This window comes from Tautonia marina (assembly GCF_009177065.1).
GTDB lineage: Bacteria > Planctomycetota > Planctomycetia > Isosphaerales > Isosphaeraceae > Tautonia > Tautonia marina.
On the sequence record NZ_WEZF01000008.1, the window covers coordinates 231,446 to 254,204 of the forward strand.

Annotated in this window: 18 protein-coding genes; 6 read left to right on the forward strand and 12 right to left on the reverse strand. The window is 65.0% G+C overall.

The features are described 5' to 3' along the window. Positions 1 to 139 precede the first annotated feature (139 nt). The 4 genes from GA615_RS12035 to GA615_RS12050 all read right to left on the reverse strand — a co-directional run bounded on the left by GA615_RS12035 (position 140) and on the right by GA615_RS12050 (position 7,814). Entirely contained in the window at positions 140 to 4,903 is a 4,764-nt protein-coding gene (locus GA615_RS12035) for a DUF3320 domain-containing protein (protein WP_152051540.1), read from the reverse strand. A gap of 133 nt (positions 4,904 to 5,036) precedes the next feature. Further along, positions 5,037 to 5,441 carry a hypothetical protein gene (locus GA615_RS12040; RefSeq protein WP_152051541.1) on the reverse strand — a complete coding sequence of 135 codons (405 nt, stop codon included), beginning with the start codon at positions 5,439 to 5,441 and terminating at the stop codon, positions 5,037 to 5,039. Then, a complete protein-coding gene (locus GA615_RS12045) occupies positions 5,438 to 5,878 on the reverse strand; it encodes a cytidine deaminase (protein WP_152051542.1) in 441 nt (146 codons plus the stop codon). The genes GA615_RS12040 and GA615_RS12045 overlap by 4 nt, the downstream gene beginning before the upstream one ends. 157 nt (positions 5,879 to 6,035) lie before the next feature. Beyond that, on the reverse strand, positions 6,036 to 7,814 hold the full coding sequence (locus GA615_RS12050) for an NADPH-dependent assimilatory sulfite reductase hemoprotein subunit (RefSeq protein WP_235905369.1): 1,779 nt from the start codon (positions 7,812 to 7,814) through the stop codon (positions 6,036 to 6,038). A gap of 299 nt (positions 7,815 to 8,113) precedes the next feature. Here GA615_RS12050 and GA615_RS12055 point away from each other — a divergent pair, with 299 nt between their 5' ends. From GA615_RS12055 to GA615_RS12075, 5 genes are all read left to right on the forward strand, one after another. After that, positions 8,114 to 8,605, forward strand: coding sequence for a hypothetical protein (locus GA615_RS12055; protein ID WP_152051544.1), 492 nt, complete (start codon positions 8,114 to 8,116; stop codon positions 8,603 to 8,605). 51 nt (positions 8,606 to 8,656) lie between these two features. After that, positions 8,657 to 9,157: a DinB family protein gene (locus GA615_RS12060; RefSeq protein WP_235905370.1), complete on the forward strand. Its 501-nt coding sequence runs from the start codon at positions 8,657 to 8,659 to the stop codon at positions 9,155 to 9,157. A 216-nt stretch (positions 9,158 to 9,373) separates the two neighbouring features. Next, positions 9,374 to 9,733 (forward strand): translation initiation factor, encoded by a 360-nt coding sequence (locus tag GA615_RS12065; RefSeq protein WP_152051545.1) that lies wholly within the window; start codon positions 9,374 to 9,376, stop codon positions 9,731 to 9,733. A 9-nt stretch (positions 9,734 to 9,742) separates the two neighbouring features. Next, complete coding sequence (locus tag GA615_RS12070; protein WP_152051546.1) at positions 9,743 to 10,099, forward strand: hypothetical protein; 357 nt, start codon at positions 9,743 to 9,745, stop codon at positions 10,097 to 10,099. A gap of 191 nt (positions 10,100 to 10,290) precedes the next feature. Continuing rightward, positions 10,291 to 11,250: a hypothetical protein gene (locus tag GA615_RS12075; protein ID WP_152051547.1), complete on the forward strand. Its 960-nt coding sequence runs from the start codon at positions 10,291 to 10,293 to the stop codon at positions 11,248 to 11,250. A gap of 21 nt (positions 11,251 to 11,271) precedes the next feature. Here the strand turns inward: GA615_RS12075 and GA615_RS12080 are convergent, their stop codons facing one another. The 8 genes from GA615_RS12080 to GA615_RS12115 all read right to left on the reverse strand — a co-directional run bounded on the left by GA615_RS12080 (position 11,272) and on the right by GA615_RS12115 (position 21,456). Beyond that, positions 11,272 to 12,360, reverse strand: coding sequence for an alpha/beta hydrolase-fold protein (locus GA615_RS12080; RefSeq protein WP_152051548.1), 1,089 nt, complete (start codon positions 12,358 to 12,360; stop codon positions 11,272 to 11,274). Between the two features lie 135 nt (positions 12,361 to 12,495). Continuing rightward, complete coding sequence (locus GA615_RS12085; RefSeq protein ID WP_152051549.1) at positions 12,496 to 13,185, reverse strand: flavoprotein; 690 nt, start codon at positions 13,183 to 13,185, stop codon at positions 12,496 to 12,498. An 86-nt stretch (positions 13,186 to 13,271) separates the two neighbouring features. Then, positions 13,272 to 13,514 (reverse strand): hypothetical protein, encoded by a 243-nt coding sequence (locus GA615_RS12090; protein WP_152051550.1) that lies wholly within the window; start codon positions 13,512 to 13,514, stop codon positions 13,272 to 13,274. Positions 13,515 to 13,932: 418 nt separating this feature from the next. Next, positions 13,933 to 14,778, reverse strand: a complete 846-nt coding sequence (locus tag GA615_RS12095) for a restriction endonuclease (RefSeq protein ID WP_152051551.1) — start codon at positions 14,776 to 14,778, stop codon at positions 13,933 to 13,935. A gap of 240 nt (positions 14,779 to 15,018) precedes the next feature. Further along, positions 15,019 to 17,313, reverse strand: coding sequence for a DUF4340 domain-containing protein (locus GA615_RS12100; RefSeq protein ID WP_152051552.1), 2,295 nt, complete (start codon positions 17,311 to 17,313; stop codon positions 15,019 to 15,021). A gap of 109 nt (positions 17,314 to 17,422) precedes the next feature. Next, a complete protein-coding gene (locus GA615_RS12105; RefSeq protein WP_152051553.1) occupies positions 17,423 to 19,234 on the reverse strand; it encodes a GldG family protein in 1,812 nt (603 codons plus the stop codon). A gap of 19 nt (positions 19,235 to 19,253) precedes the next feature. Continuing rightward, entirely contained in the window at positions 19,254 to 20,018 is a 765-nt protein-coding gene (locus GA615_RS12110; RefSeq protein ID WP_152051554.1) for an ABC transporter permease, read from the reverse strand. A 451-nt stretch (positions 20,019 to 20,469) separates the two neighbouring features. Further along, positions 20,470 to 21,456 carry an ABC transporter ATP-binding protein gene (locus tag GA615_RS12115; protein WP_235905371.1) on the reverse strand — a complete coding sequence of 329 codons (987 nt, stop codon included), beginning with the start codon at positions 21,454 to 21,456 and terminating at the stop codon, positions 20,470 to 20,472. A gap of 618 nt (positions 21,457 to 22,074) precedes the next feature. Here GA615_RS12115 and def point away from each other — a divergent pair. Then, the gene (gene def, locus GA615_RS12120) at positions 22,075 to 22,722 is read left to right on the forward strand and encodes a peptide deformylase (RefSeq protein ID WP_152051555.1); all 648 of its coding nucleotides are present in this window, start codon (positions 22,075 to 22,077) and stop codon (positions 22,720 to 22,722) included. Positions 22,723 to 22,759: the final 37 nt, after the last annotated feature.

The following is a 22,759-nucleotide window of genomic DNA, read 5'->3' on the forward strand; positions in this document are numbered from 1 at the left end:
AGCAACACGACAGCACCGGGGCGTTCAACGTCTCTTCTTTATCATAGCGATCCGGCGAGGCAGGCTGGGAGATTTTTTCTACCTATTTTCGTCAGAATACCTGATCCAATGGTCCTGCGTTCTCCTCCCGGTCCCCTCGTCATGGTGCTGACGAGGGATTCGAGCCGTTGGCGTCCCCTTCCGTTCGGACCGATTCCGTCGCGATCACGAGCCGGTTTCCGTGCCGGATCAGACGGCCGGAATCAATCAGCGACGCGACGACCGAGGCCACCCGATTGCGCATCTCGTCGGTCGTGCGAGGGAAGCCGAGCAATCGGCAGACGGCGGCGGGCAGGTCGTCGGGAGCAACCCGAATCGCATCGGCCACCACCCGTTCGGCGGCGGCGGCCACCTCCTCCGGAGCAACGTATTCCAGGCGTCGCGAGGCCGTCGGCAGGCTCGATCGGTCGCGCGGCTGCGGTCGATCGAGGTCGGCGGGCCAGAGGAACGCCCCTCGGCGCCGAATCGCCCCGCCATCCCGGAAGGGGGCCGAGGCCGCCTGCTCGATCGCCTCTTTCGGCTTGCCCGCCAGTCGCTTCAGGCCAATCGCATCAGCCAGGCGACGAACAACATCCGCCTCATGCACCGGCCCTTCCACCCGGACCACCTCCGCCACCCAGGCCGCCAGCCGGTCGCTCGACAGAGCCATCGGATCGACCGGTTCGGTCCCCAGGTCGAGCGTGGCGACCCGATACGGCGGCAAGGCGGGCACATCCAGCTCCTCGTCGCTCCGTTCCTCCCGGGCAATCGACGCAGGGCGAGGGACCGAGGGCAGCTTGACCGGATCGGTCGGATCGGCCTCGATCACCGCCATCAATCCGGCCAGGGTTCCCGACGGGTCGTGCCACCAGTCTGCCGACCAGGCATGCGCCAATCGCCAACCGAGCCCCTGAAGCACCGCCGGACGAATCCGGTCGCGGTCCCTCGCCGATCGCGGCGCGGCGTACGACGGCCCATCACAAAGAATCCCAAGCCGATAACGCCCCGGATCGTCCCGATCGACCACCGCCAGATCGACGCGCGATTCGGCCGATCCCAGCGCCCGAGCCACCTCGTACCCTTCCTGCTCAATCGCCTTCGCAAGCACCTCCTCAAACGTCGAGAGGGGAATCGTTGAGCCCGCCGAGCCCTCCATTCCATCAAAGGTTCCTCGCTCGGCAAAATGAAGGAAGGTTCGCAGCGAGGCCACCCCTCGGGCCGTCGATCGCCCACGGTCCAGATCGGTCGCCCGTAAATTGGTGAACACCTCGCAGCGCAAGCGTGCCCTGGTAATCAAGACATTGAGCCGACGCTCTCCCCCTTCCCCATTCAAAGGACCGAAGTTCATCGACACCCGACCGTCGGCATCGCGTCCATAACCGACGCTAATGAACATGGCATCGCGTTCGTCTCCTTGCACACTTTCCAGATTCTTGACGAAGAACGGCTCGAATCCCCCTTCGGCGAAGAAGTCCTCGCACGACGGATCATCACGCCGCAAGCGTTCCAGCCGTCGCGTAATCGCCTCGGCCTGCGCCGCGCTGAAGGCGGCCACGCCAAGCGTCAGGCGACGATCGGCCGGCTCGGCCAGTTGTGCTCGGGCAAAATCCATCACCGCCGAGGCCACGGCGGCGGCTTCTTCCGGATTGGTCCGCGAGCCTCCCCGGTCGTACACCGTCTCGGGCAGGTGCCGCAACACCAGGCCCCGAGCCGATCGGTCTCCCTCGGGGCCGGGGAAGACGATCAACCGACCGTCGTAAAATTCCCGGTTCGAGACGGCAATTAGCGACTCGTGCCGGCTCCGATAATGCCAGCGGAGCATCCGCCGTGCTGCCCCCTGAGCCAGGAACAGGCCAAGCACACTTTCGAGCGCATCGGAGGCCGAGGCCAGCCGCTCCTCATCCTCCTCCATTCCCTCGTCACCGGCCGTCAAACGGTCGAAGAAGGTGGTGGGAGGCAACTGGCGATCATCCCCCACGACGATGGCTTGCCGACCACGCAGCAAGGCCCCGAGGGCATCGACCGGCCGCACCTGGCTCGCCTCGTCGAAGACGACCAGATCAAACCCAAGCTGCCCCGGCTCCAGGTACGCCGCGACCGACAGCGGGCTCATCAGGAAGACTGGCTTGACCGCCTGCACCGCTCTGCCGGCCTGTGAGAACAGAACTCGCAACGGCAGGTGACGTGTCTTTTTTTCCAGCTCCCGACGCAAGACGGCCAGGTCGCCCGCCAACGCCTGACGCCTCGGCAACCGCTCCCAGTGCTCGGCCGCTGCCCAGGCCCGGTTGTGCCCGAGCACGCTCACATCGACCGCCGCAAATCGACCGGCAATCGCCTCGTGATCCCCTCCGGAGAACCCGGCCAGCGCCGGCCGCTCGCGGGCGGCACGATCAATCAACGTTTCAGCCCAGCGCACCCGGAAGGCCGTTGCCAGCAATTGCGGAGCCTCCGGCCAGCTCTGTGCCGCCTCGACAATCGCTCCAAGCCCTTCCTCTCGGCACGAGGCCGCCCGCTGATTCACCAGGGCAATCGCGTGCAGACGTTCCGCCCGATGGCTCGCCCATTCAATCCGATCGCGCAATTCTTGAAACGAATCCTCATTTCCTTGCAAACGATCCAAACCCGCGAAATCGGCCAGCCGATCCAGCGCAACACGGTGTGCCTCCAGGGCGTCTCGCACCCGTTTTGCCGGCTCCGAGGCCCGCCGCACCACCTTGTCATTCGTCAATGCCTGGATCGTTTCCTCGGGGAGTTGATTGTCCCGCACCCCCTCCCGAACCCGTCTCGCGAACCGCGTGACCTCGGCCAGCTCCACAAAGTCCGACGACTCCCGCTTCCACTGACCACCGAACAGATGACCGGCCAGACAGGCATGCTCCTGAATGGTCTTGCGAAGCCGTTGCGCATCGAGCACGGCATCCACCAGCCCCAGCATCTCCGCGTTCGATCGCGGCGGCTCTCCTCGACAAAGCGTTGCCAGGCGGAACCGAGCCCGGCGATACGATCCCGAGAACCACCGCCACCAGCGACGGCCGACGGTATTGAAGGTCGCCCGCGTCTCGATCAGGTCACGATCCCACGCCTCGGGCATCAACTGCGCATCGAACCGTTCATGCAAGGCGGCAAACGTCGATCCGGCGTCGAGCAAGACGTCCAGCGCGGCCCGATGCTCCTCCCAGCTCGGATCATCCAGCGGAAACGGCTGTGGATCACCGCCCGAGGTGGGAGGCATCGCCGCCTCAGCCATCGCCAACGCCCCGGCGCAATCAGTCGGAGCCGCCACACCCAGCGCCTCGGCCAGTTCCGCCGAGGCCGCTTTCAGCGTATCGGTCGCCTCCCGAGCCAGGGCCGCCAGGCGAGCCAGCTCCGACTGATCCGAGGGTGTCCAGAGCGTGCGCGACGACCATTTCAACGTCTGGTCATCTTCGGAATCATTCGCCGCGGCCAGCCTCGCCTGAAGCTGTTCGACGAGCAGTTCCTTCGCCTGAAACTCGGGGCCCGACCAGTCAGCCATCCCCGGCACGTCGATCGGCGGCGGTACCGCATCACCCAGCGCGGTCCGCTCACGAAGCAGAAGACCCGCCGCGTCGTGCGGGCTGATGCCGCTGGCCCCGATCGGCGTGTTCACCGCCTCGGCCACGATGTTGAGCCGGCCACGCAGGTCGGCCAGCACCTTCGCGTCTTCCTCGGCCGCTCCCACTCTTGGGCGCCCCAGTTGCAAGGTCCGCCGCAGGTCATCCAGTACGTCTCGCTTGCGCGTACGGTTGCTGTGCAATTCCAGACAGGCCGCCCCCAGCCCCACGGCATCGAGCCGACGATGCACGACTTCGAGCGCCGCCGCCTTCTCGGCCACGAACAAAACGGTGCGGCCCCGACCGACGGCATCGGCAATCACATTCGCAATCGTTTGGCTTTTTCCCGTCCCCGGAGGCCCCTGAATCACCAGGTTCCTCCCCTGGCTCGCATCGACCAGGGCGAGCATCTGTGATCCGTCGGCATCGAGCACCGGCCGCACGTCGAGCGGTCCGAGCTTCGCGTCAAGATGCTCGTCCTCTCCGATCGCCGCCTCCCCTTCCTCGATTCCTTCCCCCAGCAATCCCGACACCACTGGATGCCCCGACGGCCCCGACCCTTCCGGCCACCGTGTCGCGTCCAGATCCCGGTACATGAGCAATCGGCTGAACGAAAAGAACCCCAGCGCCACCGCATCCCGATCAACCTTCCAGCCTTTTTCCCGCGCAACCGCCGCATCCACCGCGTCGAAGTAGGCGACCGGGTCGAGGTCGTCGGCCCCCGGAATCTCAGGAAGTTCGATTCCGAACCCCGCCCGCAACCGTTCGGCCAGCGACAGATTCGTGCCGAAGTCTTCACCCGTAAATCGGACCCGAAACCGATCCCGAGCGTTCGCCCGGCTCAGCGCCACGGGCAGAAGGATCAACGGCGCGCACACCTTCCGGCCGTTCTGCTCCTCCGACCAGTTCAGCATCCCGAGCGCGAGAAAGAGCGTGTTGACCCCCATCTCCTCAACCGATGTCCGCGCCGCCGCGTCAATCGCCAGTAAGCGGTCCTGAAGCTGGTCTTCCGGCACATCGGTCTGAAGCTTCAGGTCGGTCGGGTCGATCGGCGGCAACTCGAGCACGCCGTTCCCCTCGACCGCTTCCCCTTCCGCCGCCTGCTCCTCCGACCGTTCCAGCGCCGGCTCAAAGGTCATCCGCTTGCCGTCGCGCAGGAGAATCCGCACGATCTCCGCGGGCGATTCCCCGACGATCGTCAAGCCTCGCCGCCTTGCTCGATAATTCAACAGCGGATTGCGCAAGCTCAGATCAAGCAAGGCACGCCGGTCGGCGTCGAGCCGCTCGGCGATCAGGGCAGGGGACACACTCATGCGTCATCTCGGTCGCTTGCAGTCATTCGAGCGTCAATCACGCCGACCAGGGAAGGGGGCCGGTTCCGATGCCACGGGCCCGAGGCCCACTGATTGTAACGACCGCCAGGCCCCTCGTCCGACCCCACGAGCCTCAGAACATGACAGCCGCCTTCTCGTACAGGATTAGGCTCATCAGAGTCCCGACCGTGGCCACGATCATCCCCAGGCCGAACAGGAGCGGCCCGAGCATCTCGCCCTTCACCCCGAGCCACCTCAGGTACGCTTCCACCACCGGGCCGGCACAGAAGCACAGGTTCGCTCCCAGGGCGCCGAAGACCAGCAACTCCCAGAACTCGGCCTCCGTCATCCATTGCCACCTGTCCATCCCGATGACAATCCCCATCACCTCGACCACCAGGACGAGGTTGTAGAGCACCCGCCACCGCTCCCAGCGGGCCATGAATGCCAGGTCGGGCTCACTACCAGGGTCGGGGGAGTCTCTCCTGGCAGGCGTTCCGGGTGCCGCATAAACATTTTCGTCATCAGGGATATTCATGAAAGCGGCCGTTTTGGATCGTCGGCAGGATCGAGTGCCCTCGGCCCGAATGCCGCCGGCAAGAGTTCGGCAAGCCTTGCCCGCAATCGATCCGGCCCGTCGCACACGCTGATGATCTCCGCCCCCGGCCCGAATTCATGGATCACCTGACGACACGCCCCGCACGGGGCCGTCGGCGTCTCGGTCGGCGTGAACACGACCACTGCGCGGATCGTCGTCAATCCCTTCGCCACTGCCGCGAAGATCGCGTTCCGCTCGGCGCAGACCGTCAGGCCATATGACGCATTCTCAACATTGCACCCGCCGACGATCGCCCCGTCTTCCGCCAGCACCGCCGCGCCCACGGGGAACCGGCTGTACGGACAATACGCCGCTTCGCTCGCCCGGCGAGCTGTTTCGATCAAGGTCTGAAGCGTCTCGTCATCGTCGGTCATCATGGGGCCTTCCCTCCCGGCTGGCAGGCCCCTCATCCTATCCCGAGCAAGCCCTGGGTGAGAAGATCTCACGCAGAGCCGCAGAGCCTCGGAGAGATAACCAAAACTTCGTCTCCGTGTCTCCAAGGCTCTGCGCGAGCTTCTCCGAACTCACTCCGTCTCACGCCTTCGCCGCTTCTTCTTCTTCGGCTGCGAGCGTCTCAACCCCGACCCGGTGGCAGAAGTCGCCGAAGGCCTCGCCCGGCTGGCGATCGGCCTTGAAGCGGGAGAAGACGGGGACCAGTTCCTCGACGATCTTTTCCAGGGGCACGTAGTCCTTGAAGACCGTGTTCAGCCGGTCCCCTTGCACCCGACCGCCGAGGAAAATCGTGTACGTCCCCGGCCCGGGCGAGCCGTCGGGATTCTTCGAGGCCCCCCGGCCCACCAGGCCGATGTCGCAGTTATACGGCCGGGCGCACCCGTTCGGGCAGCCGGTCATGTGGACGGCGTAGCGTTCGCCTTCCAGGCCGAGCCGGGACATCGCCTCCTCGAACTGGTCCATGACCGAAGGGAGCACCCGCTCCGATTCCGTCACGGCCAGGCCGCAGGTGGGCAGGGCAGGGCAGGCCATCGCCCAGCGTCGGACGGTCGAGGTCTGCTCGACCGAGGCGATCCCGTACTCCTGGAGCCAGGCGTTGACCTCGTCCTTGCGCTCCGTCGGAATGTCGATGAGCAAGATCGACTGCAAGCAGGTCAGCCGAGCCGGGGTGCCGTACTTCTCGAAGTAGGCCCGCAGGCCGCTGGCCATCCGCACCGATCCCTCGTCCTTGATCCGGCCGTTCTCGACCGGAATGCCGAGGAACCAGCGCCCGTCTCCTTGCTCGTGCCAGCCCATGTGGTCGTCCACCTCGTTCACCGTGATCGGCTTCGAGGGGGCCAGCGGTTCGCCGAGGTATTCTTCAACCTTCGCCTTGAAGGCGTCGATCCCCCAGTCGTAAATGACGTACTTCAGGCGGGCCCGCTTGCGGTCGCTCCGGTCGCCGAAGTCGCGCTGAACCTTCACCACCGCCTCGCCAATGCGAAGCACCTCCGACCGCGGCACGTAGCACAGATCGACCGCCACCGCCGGGAACGTCTTCTTCGCGCTCGGGGTCGTGCCCATCCCGCCGCCGACGACGATGTTGTAGCCAACCAGCTCGCCGTTCTCGACCACGGCAATGTAGCCAAGGTCGTTGGCGTACACATCCGTGCAATTGTCTTCGGGCAGGGCAAAGGCGGTCTTGAACTTCCGGGGCATGTAGGTCTTGCCGTAGATCGGCTCAACCGTGTCGTCGCCAGGGGTCGGCACGAGGGCCGGCTGAGGCTTCGGCGCGTCGGGATTCTCGATCTTCTCGCCGTCGAGCCAGATGTCCCAGTAACTCGTCGCCCGGGGGCTCAGGTGCGCGGCCAGCTTCAGCAGATCCTCCTGCATCTGGTCGCGGACGGTGCCGTGAAACGGCGCCGGGCAGCTCAAGATGTTCCGCTCCACGTCGCCGCAGGCAGCCAGCGTGTCGAGCAGGGTCTCGTTCACCTTGCGAACGGTCGCCTTCAGGTCCTGCTTCAAGATGCCGTGAAGCTGGAACTCCTGCCGCGTGGTGATCCGCAGCGTCTCATTCCCAACGGTTCGGGCCAGCTCATCGCACGCGAGATACTGCTTCGCGTTGATCCGACCGCCCGGAATCCGGACCCGGACCATGAACGAGTAAGCGACCTCCTGCTTCTCGCGACGCCGTTGCACCCGAACATCGCGGTCATCTTGCTGATACGAACCGTGAAACTTCAAGACCTGCATCGCCGGTTCGCTGATCGAGTTGCCTCCGGCATTCACCTCGTCAATCAGCGGGAGCTTCAGGTACTGGCTCTCCAGCTTCAAGGTTTCGGCCTTGCTCTGCTTCGGTGCGCCGTTGCCGCCGGTACTCACGAGGCCCCTCCATCCCTCTTCGGTGCGAACACTCTCCGAGATCGCCGCTTTCCTGCGTGAAAAGACGTCAATCTTCAGTAGTTTCATGAACAACGTGAACAATGCCCATTCTAGTGCGATCCGCCCGTCGGATCAATCGCACTTGCAACACCCCCCGAATTTCGTCTCCCCATCGCCTCCTGATCTCTACCCCCTCGCCTCGATTGCTGGGAACCTTGCGGCCCGATCGGTACACTGTGGGGCGAGACAAAAGACCGGCTTCGTCCTCGTCACCGATTCGGCACAATAGGAGGGACGCGATGGGAGCCTACCGGCTCGAAGGACCCAAGCCGGCCCGGATGTACGAGGTCATCCTGCCGAAAAAATTAGGCTATTTCGGCAAGATTGAGGAGGTGCTCGAAGACCTGTTCAACGAAGACGCCATCCGATCCGTCCCGTTCGTCCGCAGCCTGATTGCCGAGGCCCGCCAACGCGACCCCGCCTTCGACGAGCACCAGTGGATCCGCACCCTCTGCCAGGCGTCTCGCGGCTACTCGATCTACGAGATGGACGGCCGCTTCCTCTCGGCCGACGGCCCGATCGACGAGCGGGTCCTCGTCTTCCGCTTCATCTTCCACAACCCGATCGACACCCTCGACCCCCGCACCGATTTCCTCGCCGCCTCGCTGGAGGTGGTCAATTACCTCGTCGCCCACCGCTTCGCCGAGGAGCTGGGGGTCGAGGAGGAAATCTGGTTCCTCGAATACACCGAGCCCCGCCTGGCCATCTGGCGCAAAGAGATCGCCCCCTGAACCCCACCCCGTTGCCGACCCGAATCCTCCCCGCTTGATGGAGCCCGCATCGTGACGCTGAACGATTTGATCGACCACTACGAAAAGGGTGGTCCCTTGCTCGCCTACGCCATGTCCAGCCTCTCCCGAGAGCAGGAAACCGCCCGGCCCGGCCCCGGCGCCTGGAGCCTCGCCGAGCTGGCCATTCACCTGCTCGATAGCGACCTCGTCGCCGGCGACCGCATCAAGCGCGTGATTGCCGAGGACGCTCCGACCCTGCTGGCCTACGACGAGAACGCCTGGTGCGCCCGGCTCGACTACCAGTCCCTTCCCGTCGAGGAAGCCGTCAGCATGTTCGTCGCCAATCGCCGATGGATCGCCCACATCCTCCGGTCGCTCCCCGAATCCGACTTCGCCCGATCCGGCAACCACACCGAGCGAGGCCGAGTCACCCTGGCCGACCTCGTCCGCAGCTCCGTCGGCCACCTCGACCACCACCTCGCCTTCCTCTACGCCAAGCGAGGCAACCTCGGCGTCTCCATTTATCCGAGATACCGCATGGTCCCCGAGTAATCCCCGGGACGCAGAATAGAAGAGAAACTTGAGCCACGGATGAAACACGGATGGAACACGGATTTACATCAAGAGAATCCATTCTCTCATCGAATTGACTTCTCCTGTCCGGTTCTCTCTGCTCTCTCTTGATCTGTCTTCCCATCCGTGTTTCATCCGTGTTTCATCCGTGGCTCATTCCTCCCCTCATTCCCTCCTCCCGGAGCCCCTCCTCTCATGGGCCGACTCTTCGCCGGAACACAATGGGACCGCCCCCCGCGCTGCGAACGCTGCGGGGCCCTGGAAGCGGAATGCACCTGCCCTCCCGCCGAGCCTCCCGTCCCGGAGCGCATCGACCCGAGTCGCCAGACCGCCCGCATCCGGGTCGAGAAGCGACCGAAGGGGAAATCCGTCACCACCGTTCGCGGGCTTGATCCGCTCGGCAACGACCTGCCCGCGCTGGCCGCTCAGCTCAAAACCGCCATCGGCGGCGGCGGCACGGTCAAGGACGACGGCTCGATCGAGATCCAAGGGAGCCACCTCGACCGCGTCGAGTCTCTCCTCGCCTCGATCGGTTACAAGACCAAACACGGCTGAATCCTCCCCATGCCCAGGCCCCTCACGCTCGCCCGCCTCACCGCCGCGATTCTTGCCCTCGTCGTGCTCGCCTGGCAGGCCGGCAACGCCGCGGCCGGCCGCTTCGTCCACCCCTTCCTGATCGCCGACCTCATCCTCTCCACCTGGCTGCTGCTCGCCGCATTCTGGCCTCACGATCGCCCCGCCTCCCTCGCCCTCCTCTCCGGCTTCGGCGCGATGCTCGGCGTCTTCCTCTCCGCCGTCACCGCCCGCATGCTCGCCGGCAGCCTCGATCCCGGCACCATCGCCGCGGGCTTGGGCATCCTCCCCTGCCTCCTGGGGGCGCTTCTCGCAGGACGATCGGTGGGCTCGGCGTCGTCGCCCTGACGCCACGCTGCCAGCCGAGATGCTTGAATTTCCATCTCGCCATGATCACACTCGATCATCCGGCCGTTCTTGTAGCAACGGCCCAGGCAGGTTCATTCAGAACTGATGAAGCCGATCCTTCAAGCATCTTTGCTTTACGAACAATCATTTCTCCGCATGTTTGAGTTTAGACTCCACAACGGAGGTGACTGGTGAGATCGAACACTCAACTCCCGAATCGTGTGATTTTTCGTGCGTCGATGACCCTCTTGATGCTTGCCGCCACAATTGTTCTGAACCCCGGGGATGCGTTCGCAGCTCAGAAGGAGTGTTCCGGGCAGGGTGATCGCCCCACGGCTGTGATCCAGCTACCGAAACAGACCTGGATCGGCGCCATGGACCCGGCAGATCGTGAGGCGGCTGCACACAGACATCTGACCATCTACGTCACACGATTGCAAAGTCGGAAGGTCCTCCTTGAGGTCGCCGAGGACCCCGAGGTTGCCAGGCTTCCCTTCGTCAAGGAATCGGAGAACGTGGTCTCAGCCCTGGCCGAAGACCTCGACTTTCAGATCGACCGGGATGCCTCGATCATCACGATTTCCTCTCGCGGCCTCCCTCCGTCGCAGGGTGCGATCGTCGTCAACGCCGTGGTCCGATATGCTTGCCAAACACTCGTCGAACAGTATCAGGCAGCGATTGAGAAGCGTATCCAGTCACTCGAAGGAATGCTTGTCCAGTCCACCACGAGACTTGAAGCGAAGAATCACTCGATCGAGCCTTTGTCTCGCCTCGTCCTCGAACCCGGCGGGCGCGAGGTCAACCGGCCCGTCCTTGAGGCGGAACTCCTCGACGGTCTCCGACGACTTCGCCAGGTCAGACTTGACCGCATCGCCATCGATGCCCGATTGAACGCCGCGGAAGAATCGGACCCGGCACGCTCCAGCCTGGAAACCGCGAAGATCCACGAACGTCAGGAGGCTATGCTCGCCTCGGAACGGGATCACCTGCTCGGCCAACTCGCCAAGATCAAATCAGCCGAAGCGGCCGAAAGCGAACGTCGAATACAAAGAGAACACAGGGAGGAGATCGCCACTGAAATCGACAGTCTCCGGACGAGATTGTCAGCGCAACTCCACGTCCCGACCGTGATCCGCACGGCCCACCCCTGATCTTGCCCGCCTCCGACGCCCTCACGGCCCCGGAGCCAGCATCCAGGGGCCGGTCGGGGGCAACAGATAACGCCCCAGGAAGCGGTAGGCGTCTTCCTGGTTCTCGCGGAAGTAGTGGATGTTGTGCGATGCCAGGGGGTCGGTCACCAGCTCGACATGCACGCCCTGCGAGGCCGCCAGCCAAGCGAACGACAGAGCGTGCGCGTCGAAGTTCCAGTTGTCCCGCCCGCCGAAGTGGCAGAAGATCGCCAGTTCGCCCGGTTGAAGGCCGCTCGTGAACAGCAAATCGGCCGGATTCAACGCACGAAGGTGATCGTTCACGTCGGGGCCATCGCCGAACAGCGGCCCGATATATTTGGACGCTCGCGTGCGCCGCAATCCGAATGAAAAGACGCCGTAAACCTCATCCGGATCGTAATATTCCTTCCACCGGTACGTCTCGGGGTTGAAGCTCGACCGGGGCCCGCTCGGCCGGATGTCGTCGTAGCGCACATTGATTGGCGAGGCCAGCGTGGCCACCGCGCCGAACAGATCGCGGCGTCGGATGGCAATGCTCATCCCGCCGAACCCACCGCCTGAGAGGCCAAGAATGCCGTGCGCCTCCCGTTCCGGTCGGATCGAATAGTGCGCCATCACAAACGGGAGGACCTCGTGGACCAGGTGGTCCTCGAAGCGTCCGACCCGACTATTGACGAACAATGAGTGAACCGCCGTGGTCCGGTTCTCGCCGTCGGCCGTGGCGTCGGGGGCGGCAATCACCACCGGCGGCATCTCCCCGCGCTGAATCATCCGGTCAAGCCGCCGCAGGGCCGGGGTGCCGACGAACACGTGTTCATCCACATACCCCATGTGCAGCCAGAGGATCACCGGATACTGCCGCCTCGGGTCGTAACCGGGAGGCGTGTAGACGTACAGGTCGCGCGATCGGCCGAGAATCGGAGAAAAAATGCGCCGGTCTTCGCCGTGGTTCTGGGTGTAATCGTCGACGTGGCCGGCAAGCCGGTGGTTGAGCCACTTGAGGTTCGTGAGGTTGAAATACTGTCCCTCAGCCGGTGCCGAGCCCATCAGCAACAGCAGGAGTGCCGCAATCGGGCCTCGCCAGCCTCGCATGGTGAACCTCGCCCTTCCCTTCAAGGAGCCGTCCGTGCTCGCCGTTCGATGGGGTTCGATCCGATCCTCGGACCTCCCGGCCCATCGCACCTCCGACAGAGGGGCTTGATCGACGAATCGACGGGCAGCCTTCACTCAATCGGGCAAAGGCCCCCCAGGATCGGCGGCACGTTCGTTACGAACCAGCGCCATCCGAACCGCGGCGACGACTTCAGACACCTCGGCCATGCCGCCGCGTCCCTCGTCGCCACAGGCCAGGCGTTTGACAATCGGCCCAACGAGCCGAAGCCCTGGCGCGTGTTTCTCGAAAAGCTCAGGGGCCTCGTCGAGCGTCCAGGCCCGATCGGGGCCGCCGTCTCCCCAGTCCTCAAGCAAGAGCCGCAATTGACGACGGGTGACGGGGCTTTCCCACATCAAGGTATTCATCGCCGGGGCCAGCACCACCGGACGGGCAAAATCCCAGGCCCGGAACAGGCAACTCAGGCACGAATCGCTCAATCCCAGCGCAAACTTGCCCAGCGTATTGGCATCCAAAGGTGCGACCACCAGCAATTCGGCCCAGCGCCGCAACTCGATGTGCAGCACCGGATCATCACGCCTCCAGCGATCGAAGGCCCACTCGTCGGCATCGCGATAGAGCGGGCCGCCCATCCGCAAGGCGTCATCCGGGTCGGGGGGACCCAGCTCGGCCGGGTCAAAAAACTTCAAGGCCGGTTCCGTGGCAACCACCCGAACCTCGTGCCCCTCGGCCCTCAGGGCGGCTCGGAGCATCGGCGTGCGAATTGCCGCCACCGAGCCGGTTACACCGAGGATGATCCGCGCCATCGGGGTTTACCCTCCCTGCTCGAACCCCCAAAGCCACTCATTCGGCGCGATCATCCTGATCCACACCACACCGACGAACCGAGTCCTTAGCGGCACTCGGCGGTCAGCGGGGCCATCGTCTCGTTGACGGATTCGGAGAGGCGGCTGAGCAGGTCGCGGTGCAGTTGGCGGTACTCGCGGCGCGTCAGCAAGAGGCGCTCATGAGCGCGTCGGGTGAGCATGGTAGCGACCGCCTTGAGATCGGCCTCGATCAGACCGCTCAGGTCCTCGAACTCGGCAGGCAGGTTCAACTCGGTCGCGGGGGCGGACGTTTGGCTCGGGCAGGACATCAATAACCCTCCTTGGCTGGGACGTTCGCGGCGGCACAGACTCCCTGTGCCCAGTCTCTCTCTGACACGAATAGCCGCGAGGCGGTCACCAGTCAAGACTCTTGAGAACCGTTCGATTCGGTCGTGTGCGAGGTGCCGAACGGTGCAATGCATGTGCCGGTCGATGGTCCGACCAACACAATCAACTCAGATGAACAACCACTGCCTCAGCCCGAACCACAGATCGTGTCATGTTCGGGCCATCGCTTGGGTTTCGGTTCGACCCGGTCGTGCCCGCGGCGGGTGCCTCAAGGCGATCAACCAGGGGGGAGAAACAGACCCGGCTCGCGAGTCCGTACAGGCGACATTGTATGCTACGTCGTCAAGACCGCCACGGGACACTCAGGCCGAATTTTTTTCCGACCCTCCCCAATGCCGGTCAGAACCAGAGCGGCTCGGGCTCCTTGACTGCCCCCGGACCCATCGCCTCGCGCACCAGTTCGACGAGCCTCGGCCCGTCCACCAGCTCGATCGGATGGTCGCCGGCAAACCGTTCGGCGGCGAGGGAAAAGGTCCGCGTGGTCACGAAAAACCCCTTGTGGCTTGATGTGTGGTGAATCGTCCCCAGAAATTTCTGAAGCTCGGGAGAACCGACCACCCCTTTTTTATGATATTTGCACTGGACGACCCCTCGAAGCCCCTTGCGCTCCACACGCAAATCGACCCCTTCGTCTCCCGTGCCTCCCACCCGATCAACCGTGTAGCCGATCGCCTCGAACAGCTCGGCCACGAACTCCTCAAACCCTTCGGGCGTCAGGTCCGCCAGTTGCGCCAGCTTCAGGTCGGCCCGACGCGCTTGCAGCCGCAACCGCTCCGCCTTCTCCCGAGCCTCAACCACCATCTCCTCGATCACCCGGCGGCGACGCTCCACGGCCGAGCCCATTTCGCCCGCCAGTCGAGCCGCGTACCGTTCAATCTTGAACAGGACGTTGCGAATCGTGTTGTCCAGCCTTGCCCGTTCGGCCCGTGTCAGTTGATTCTCGAAACGACGGAAGACCGCGTATTCGAGGTGTTCGAACGCCCCCTCCAGTTCCGCCTCCGACCGGATCGCCGGCGCATCGTCATCGTACGAAACGCTCGACCACAGCATGCCTTGCACCGGCTTCGACGCACCATCGGCCGACACTCGCCCCGGCACGTCCTCGCCTTCCGCCGGCATCGCCTCGGCTCGCGTGCGGAGCCACTCCAGTAACATGGTGGCGCACTGTGGTCCCAAACACTCCATCGATCCGATTGACTCCGTTGATTCGATCGTCACTCCGGCAGACGCTCCAAACGTCTCCCTCGCCGATTCGGAGATCACTCCCTCCTCTCCGAGTCGAGCCCCATCATAATCGAACCCCCCGCCCGATCCACTGCCTACCCCTCAATTCCCAAAAACGCAGCCCCCCGAATCATCATGCGCTCGCATGCTGATCCGGGTGACTGCGATTTCGTCACGGCCCGAGCCGATCGACCGATCGACTCAAGGCTGTTCATCCGTCCGATCGCCCAACTTGGGCGCCGGCAGCTCGAACGGCTCGGCCGGAACCAGGAACACCGCGCCAGGGCCTTCGGCCCCCATCGCAGCGAACCGGAGCCCGTTGACCACCGATCCGAGCCGAACCGTCGCCACCCCCTCGGGATCAGCCAGCCGCACCTCGATGGTCAATCCCGGCGCATCGAGCCCGCTCCCTTCGGGCATCGGCCCCTCATCCTGCACAATCTGATCGGCCGTCAGCTCCGAGAGGCTCGCTGCCAGGGCCGCGACCCGATCGGCGTCGTACCCTTCCGGCCAGCCGTCCGCTCCCGCCTCGGGCTCCCAGGTTCCCGAGTCTCCCCGAACAAACACCACCTCCGTGTCCGGGCCTCGAACCGCGATCCGCACCGCCTGCTCGACCGGAAACGCCAGCAAGCGCCGCTCGCGGAACTCGGCCGCCAGCACCGCCAGCAGCTTCGGGCCGATCGTGAAAATTCCCGGCTCGGTGTCGATCGTCGCGTACGCTTCTTCGGGATGATCCGGCACCATCGCTCCCACGACCAGGGTCCGCGCCGCCGGCTCGCCCGACTCGCTTTCCCACGTCACCCGGACGTTCGGCTGATCAAGTCCAAAACGCGAACGCTCGTCCTCCGATTCGTCCACCCAACGCTCGGCACGCAGACGGGCCAGCCCTTCAATCAGCATCATCGTTGCCAGCCGATCGGCCGGGGCGACGGTCGGTTCGACCACCTGCCAGACCCCTTGCCCCCCTCCCGCGCCGGGGCTGGCCGAGCGTTCCAGAACGAGCGATCGCGCCCCTCGGGTCAACTCAATCCGATCGACGGTCCTCGGGTCCTGCCGCACGAGGGTCCGATCGCGCAGGGCAAGCCGTCCTTCGGGAATGATCTTCAGGACGGTTTCCGGCAAGGCGAGGACCGTCTCCTCATCCCGTTCCAGTTGGCCGTACACCAGCTTGCGACCGGCATCGAATCGACCGATTTTCAACGACGCATTGGCCGATCGTTCGAACAGCGGGCCGTCGTCGTCTCCCGGCTCGGGCCGATCGAGCCAGACCGAGACGGTCGCCGCCGGCGCATCGAGTCCCGACCGCTCGCTCTGGACCGTTTCCGCCTGGAAGAATTCGGCCGATTCCAACCCGACGAGCGTTTCCAGCAAGGTTGCCACATCGATCGCATCGGCCGGCCCTTCGCTCGGCGATCGCACCATCCAGCCGTCCGATTCCTTCACCAGCCGAGAGGTCTGGCTTCCGGCCTCGATCCGAATCCCCAGCACCTCGTTCGGCCGGAAATCGACCACCTTCCGGCTCCGCACGGATTGCGGGTCCAGACCAATGTCGGCCACCGTCCGGGGGCGAACCACCAGCACGTCATCCTGCCCCTCTCGCCTCGCGTAGCGCAGGTCGTCCTGGCCGTCCGGGGCACTCCCGAGATACGCCACCTGCGGCTCGGCAGGTCCGGTCAGTCCCGCGGGCAGCAGGCTGATGGTGGTGGCGTTCTCCGGATCAAGACCATAGGGCGAAAGGTCGTCCACATCCTCGGCCGCGAACCCCTCGGCCCCGGCAATCGCGTCCAGCTCGGCCAGATCGGCCAGCAATCCGTTGATCGCTTCCGCATTGGCCGGAGCCCGGAACGGATGGACAATCCTCCACCGACCGCCATCGAACACCACGTTCAGCCGCCGACCCGGGCCGACCACATTGATCGCCTTCACGTCATACGAAAAGATCTCGAACAGACCACGATCACGCCAGAGCAGGGGGTCCACCGCGTTTGGTTCGACGCGAACCGCATCGGCCAGGGTGATCGGCCCCCCTTCGGCCCTCACGTAGCGCAGGCGTTCCAGTTCGTCTCCCAGGGCGAGCGAGGCGATCGGCTCTTGCTCCTCCGATCGAAACAACCGAATCACCCGATCCGGCGGCTCCAGTCCGAACCGTTCCGGATCCCCCGCCAGGGTGCCCGCCTCGGGAGCGCTTTGAAGCCCCTTCAGGTTGTTGAGCAGCCCCTCGGCCTTCCGGCGATCGGCCAGGGCATTGATCGGCGCGACGATCTGCCAGTCATCTCCCTGGCGTTCCAGCGCAACCTGATCCCCCGAGCCTGGGTCTTCGACCTCGATCCGGGCAATCTCCGTCGTCTCCACCTTGAGCAACTGCGGCAAGACGCGGCCTTCCATCGCCCGCCGCTCGTCGGCCGTCGGCACACCTGCCGTCTTTGCCCACCAGAGCGCCCCCAGCCCTCCAAAAAAGAGGACGAGCAGGACCACCGTTGCTCGTTTGCCCATCATCCCGCCACCTCAGCCAGCCAGTCCATTCGAGTCGAAACGCGTCGCCAATCTCGACCACTGTGTGCGGTCCCCAAGCCCCTCAGGGATCCGCCTTCCCTGCAACCCGCTCTCACTCCCTCCGCGCCAGGTACGTTGCCACCCCCAGGCCCACCAGCACCGAAACGGCCAGCAAGGTCGGCAGCAAGACCAGCTTCGCCCTCAGGTTCGGCCCGGCCTTCAAGACGCGGGCCACGTAGGTCCGAGGCGCCAGGCCGACCAGATCGGGCCGATCCTGCAACCAACTGATCGCGTTGACGATCAGATCGAGATTCGCCACGCCGACGGCCGCGACCGTCTGGTTGTCGGCGGCTGTCGGGCTGGAGATCACCACGAGCCTCGGCGTCAGTTCCGGCGAGCGTTCGGTCGGGCTCGGCCGATCGGCCACTGCCGCGGCCACCACCACCGGCCCCGCCTGGTCCTCGTCCGCGTCACGTTGCGGAGGGCCGGCCTCGGGCGTCGATTCGACGAACGACGTTCCCCCTGTCCGCAAGAGCGGCATCACCAGGAACGCCGCGACCGCGTCGGCTCCGGCCTTCACCGCGATCGGCGCCGCCTGCGGCATCAGGATCATCCGTCCCTCGATCGGCGCGACGATCGGATGGTTCCGCGCTCCCGGCTCGATCGGCACCAGCGGCAAATCGGCCCGACCCCGGAAGGCCAGGCCCGGATCGACCACCCGGCCCGCCTCGATCCCGGCGCCCCACTCCTCCAGCCACGGTTCCAGGCCGCTCGGCGTCGTGTTGCCGACCATCACCAGGATCCGCCCGCCGGTGTCGGCAAACCCCCGCAACCGGGCCACTACGTCCGGCCCGATGGTCTCCTCGGGAGCGGCCACGACCACCACCGACGCCCCCTCCGGCACCTGCCCGGCCGGATTGAAGGAAACCGCTTTCATGCCCACCGATTCGAGCCTCGCCCGCAACTGTCCCAGCCCCGGGCGTCTCGGGTCCATTGCGTCGATCGAGGGCTCGCCGTGGCCGGTCGTGAAGGCGACGATCGGCTGTTCCCCCTGTTTCAGGCGGATCAGGGCCGTCGTCAGCGCCGCCTCGCCCAGAAACGAGGTCTCGGCCACGATGCTCGACCCCGGATCGTCCGGCACCTCGGCCGCGAACATGTCCGAATTGCGGACGATGATCCGCCGCGCCTCGTCCCCTTCGCCGTAGGTCACCAGCACGCCTCCCCCTTCGGTCAGGGCCAGGCCAGGCACCTGTTCGGCCAGTTCCCGGGCGCGCTCGGGGTCGTCAAAGGGATTCAGCGTGTCGATCGTAATGAGGTCGGGCGCCTCCTTCTGATACAGGCTCAGGAGCTGCCGAATGCGGTCCACCTGCCCGAACACCCGCTCGCCCGACCCGAAAAAGAGGGTGAACGTCACCGGCTCGTCCAGATCCTGAAGCTGGTTGATCGTCAACGATTCGAGCGAGTACGACCGGTCGAGCGACAGGTCGATCGGCCTGCCCCCGTACGTAAACGCCAGCACGTTGCCCACAATCAACACCCCAGCCAGCAAGGCCCCGGTCATGCTCGCGTCGGTAAACCGGGCCATCCGTCGCAGGCTCGGACTGGCGTGTCGATAGCGGCGGTTCGACCTCAGCGTCAGGATCAGAATGCCAAACGCCATCGCGAAGACCGCGATCGACTGCGGCACGCCGAAGCGCACCGCCACATACGCCCCCAGCAGAATCCCGAGCAAGCCGAACGTCGTGGCCGCGGCCACCAGATCACGATAACGCGGCGGCGGCGCCTCGTCGGCCGACTCCGCCTCGGCCGCCTGACCGAGCGGGGCCCCTCGCAGGAACCAGTACAGCGCCATCGCCCCAACCACCACCAGGGCGACCACCACCGCCACTTCCCGCCCGAGCAGGTCGAAAAGTCGTTCACCCATGCCCATGTTCATCGCCTTGTTAGCTCTCCCTGCGGGCTTCGAGCACCTTGACCGCAACGAACAGGGCAAACACCGTCACCGACAGGTGCAGCGCTACCACACGCAGGTCGAGCCGCCCCGCGGCGAACTCCGAGAGCTGCACGTACACCGACAGGAACGACACCGCCTCGGCCCACCCCGGCCTCGGCCCGACCACCTGGTTGACGACCGTAATCAGCAACAACGCCAGCAAGACCACGAACGTCCCGACCGCCGCTTCCACCTGGTTTCTCGTCGCCGCGCTGAAGGCCACGCCGATGCTCATGAACATCATGCCCATCGTCGTCAGGCCGATCGCCAGCGAGATCAACGGCTCCGGGTCCAGCTCGTAGCCGCCCACTTGCTTCAGAAACGGCAAATAAATGGCGAACGGCACGAGCAATCCCAGATACATCACCACCCCGGCGATCCACTTGCCCAGCACCACCTCGGTTTCCGTCACCGGAACGGTCATCAAGCCTTCAATCGTGCCCGTTCTTCGTTCCTCGGCAATCAAGCGCATCGTCAGGGCCGGCACCGCGATCAGGAGCGCCACCCAGAACATCCACGATCCCGCCACATAATAATTCATCGGGTTCAGTTGCCCCGAGAACGACAGGACCGCCCTCGGCTCGCTCAGCAATTCCACGAGCTGGAAGTAATCCAGCATCGCGATCACCTGAAACCCGAGCAGCACGAAGTACGCCATCGGCCTCAGGAAGTAGCTCGACAGCTCGCGTTTCACCAGTGCGGGAACGTGTCGCATCAGAATCTTCCGCCGCCTTCAGGTTCGTTCGATCTTGATTTCATTCTCGCGTTCTCATGATCGACCGATTCGCCCGTTCGCCACCCTCTTCCCGCCTGAGAGGCGAGAGGTTCGTGACTCGCAGACCAGGCTTCGCGCGATCGTGCCTTCGGACCCCTCACCCGGCCTTCGGCCACCGGCTCACCGGCACACGAGAGCAAGGGTTGGAAGGCGATGACAGCAACCCCTTCCGCCTTCCGACGGTGGCCCCGGTTGACAAGCAACCGGGGCGGCGCAGCCGCAGGAGGCAGAGCCTGCATCCTGCGCAGCCTCTCGTCGCTCCGCGACCCCGGTTGCGAGCAACCGGGGCCACCCGTGGAGGTGATCACACCGAGCCGTTCCGCCTCCCTCTCCCCGCAAGCGGGGAGAGGGCCGGGGTGAGAGGTCCGCGTCCCAACCCTTGCCCGATCGCTCACGCCGCCTCCCCCTCGTGATCGACGACCACCGCATCCCGCACGGCCCGCACGAACCGTTCTTCGAGCGTCGAGCGCGACAGATCCAACCGCCGCACGGCCCAACCGTTTTGGACGATCCGCTTGGCGATCAGTTCCCGGAGTTCCTCGATTCCCCCCTCATCCTTCGGCCGGATCTCGAAGGCGCAGACCCCCGCATCCTCCTTCGCCGCCTCCTCCACCGCGATTGCTCGCACCCGAGCGGCCCCCGGAGCCGTCTCCAAAGCTCCTCGCACCGCATCGACCGGCCCGCGAACCTCCACCTCAACCGACCGACCCGACCGCAACCGCTCCAGCGGCTCATCCAGCGCGATCCGGCCCGAGGCGATAATAATGACCCGCCCGCAGACCATCTCCACCTCGGGCAAGATGTGCGTGCTCAACAAAATCGTGTGCCGCTTCCCCAACTCCCGGATCAAATCCCGAACCTCGCCAATCTGGATCGGGTCGAGCCCCGCCGTCGGCTCGTCGAGGATCAGGATGTCCGGGTCGCTTAGCAGGGCATCGGCCAATCCCACCCGCTGCCGATACCCCTTCGACAGGTTCCCGACCACCCGCTGCGACACCCCCTCCAACCCCGTCATCTCGATCGCGTCGTCAATCGCCCCCCGTCGCTTCGATCGGGGCACGTCCTTGAGCGACGCCCGGAACCGAAGGAACTCCCGGACCCTCATCTCCGGATACAACGGCACGCTCTCGGGCAAGTACCCAATCTTCCGGCGCACCAGCAGCGGCTCATCGAGCACGTCATGCCCGGCCAGCCTCGCCCGGCCGCTCGTGGGCATGAGGAACGTCGTCAACATCCTCATCGTCGTCGACTTCCCCGCCCCGTTCGGGCCAAGTAAGCCGACAATCTCCCCCCGGCCAATCGAGAAGCTCACCCCCTCGACCGCCCGCACTGAGCCGTACCGCTTCGACAGCCGCTCAACTTCGATCATGCGCCCCATCGACTTCCGTCGCTCCCATCCCTGCCGCGCTTGCCGCCGCTCCCCATTATTCCCCCTCCCTCGGCCCCCCTCAAGCCACCCTCGCCCCGGCTTCCGGCCCAATCGCACGCAGACCTCGCCAAACCTTGCTCAACTCAAAGTGACTACGCCTGCCGATTTTCCCGATCTTATCGTCGTCCGATCGTCACGCGTTCCTCGACCTCGACCCTTCGAAGCCAGCCACCAATGCAGACACGCTCCCATCCATTCCCCATCCTCCTGATTCCCTCCGATCCCCGCCCCGTCCTGCGCGAAACGAAGCCAATTGCCCGCGCCAATCGAAGCCAATCCCTCGAACCCAACACGGCCCATCGCTCGTACGAAACGAAGCCAATTGCCCGCGCGAAACGAAGCCAATCGGCCGCGACGAACAACGGAACGAACCCATTTATTGACGTAAAGTCTCTGTTTCAAACAAGATCGAGAACCACCATTCAGCGCACCGATCCCGAATCGGGGCCGACCACGCCCATCGAGACGCCGTGGTCACCGTACCGGCTCGATGCGTATAATCGATCGATTCCTCCTGCCGTGCGGATCTCAAGTCCACCTCGCCACGCCAAGCCCGGGAGTGCTGTCGTGCTTCGGATCGTGACCTTCCCCCACCCGGCCCTCCGCTACAAGAGTCAGCCGCTCCGCCGGATCGACGATGAGTTCCGGCTCACCGTGCGCCGGATGTTCGAACTCATGTACGAGGCCAAGGGGATCGGCCTGGCCGCCAATCAGGTCGCCTTGCCCTTGCGGTTCTTCATCCTCAACCTGACCGCTGACCCCGAGCAACCCGAGCAGGAGCAGGTCTTCATCAACCCCGAGATCCTCAAGCGCGAGTCGGTCGTCGAGGAAGAGGAAGGCTGCCTCAGCCTGCCGGCGCTGTACGGCAAGGTCCGCCGCTCAAAGAAGATCCGCGTCCGGGCCTTCGACCTGCACGGCCGCCAGGTCGAGGCCGATGTCGACGGCCTGCTCTCTCGGGCCATCCAGCACGAAAACGACCACCTCGACGGCACGCTCATCACCGACCGCTTCGATGCCCCGGTCCGCGCTGCCACCTCCGCCAAGCTCCGCGAGATCGAGGTCGCGTTCCGCAAGTCCCAGACGGAAGGGATCTTCGACGACGACACCGCGATTCAGGCCCGTCTCGCCGCCCTCGCTCAGCATGGCGGCATCCTGCCCGACGTCCTTTCCGAGGCCGATCGCCAGCCCTCCACCCCAACCCCCCAGAACGCCTGATCCTCGCCAGAAGCACTTGACGTAACTTTGAGCTCGA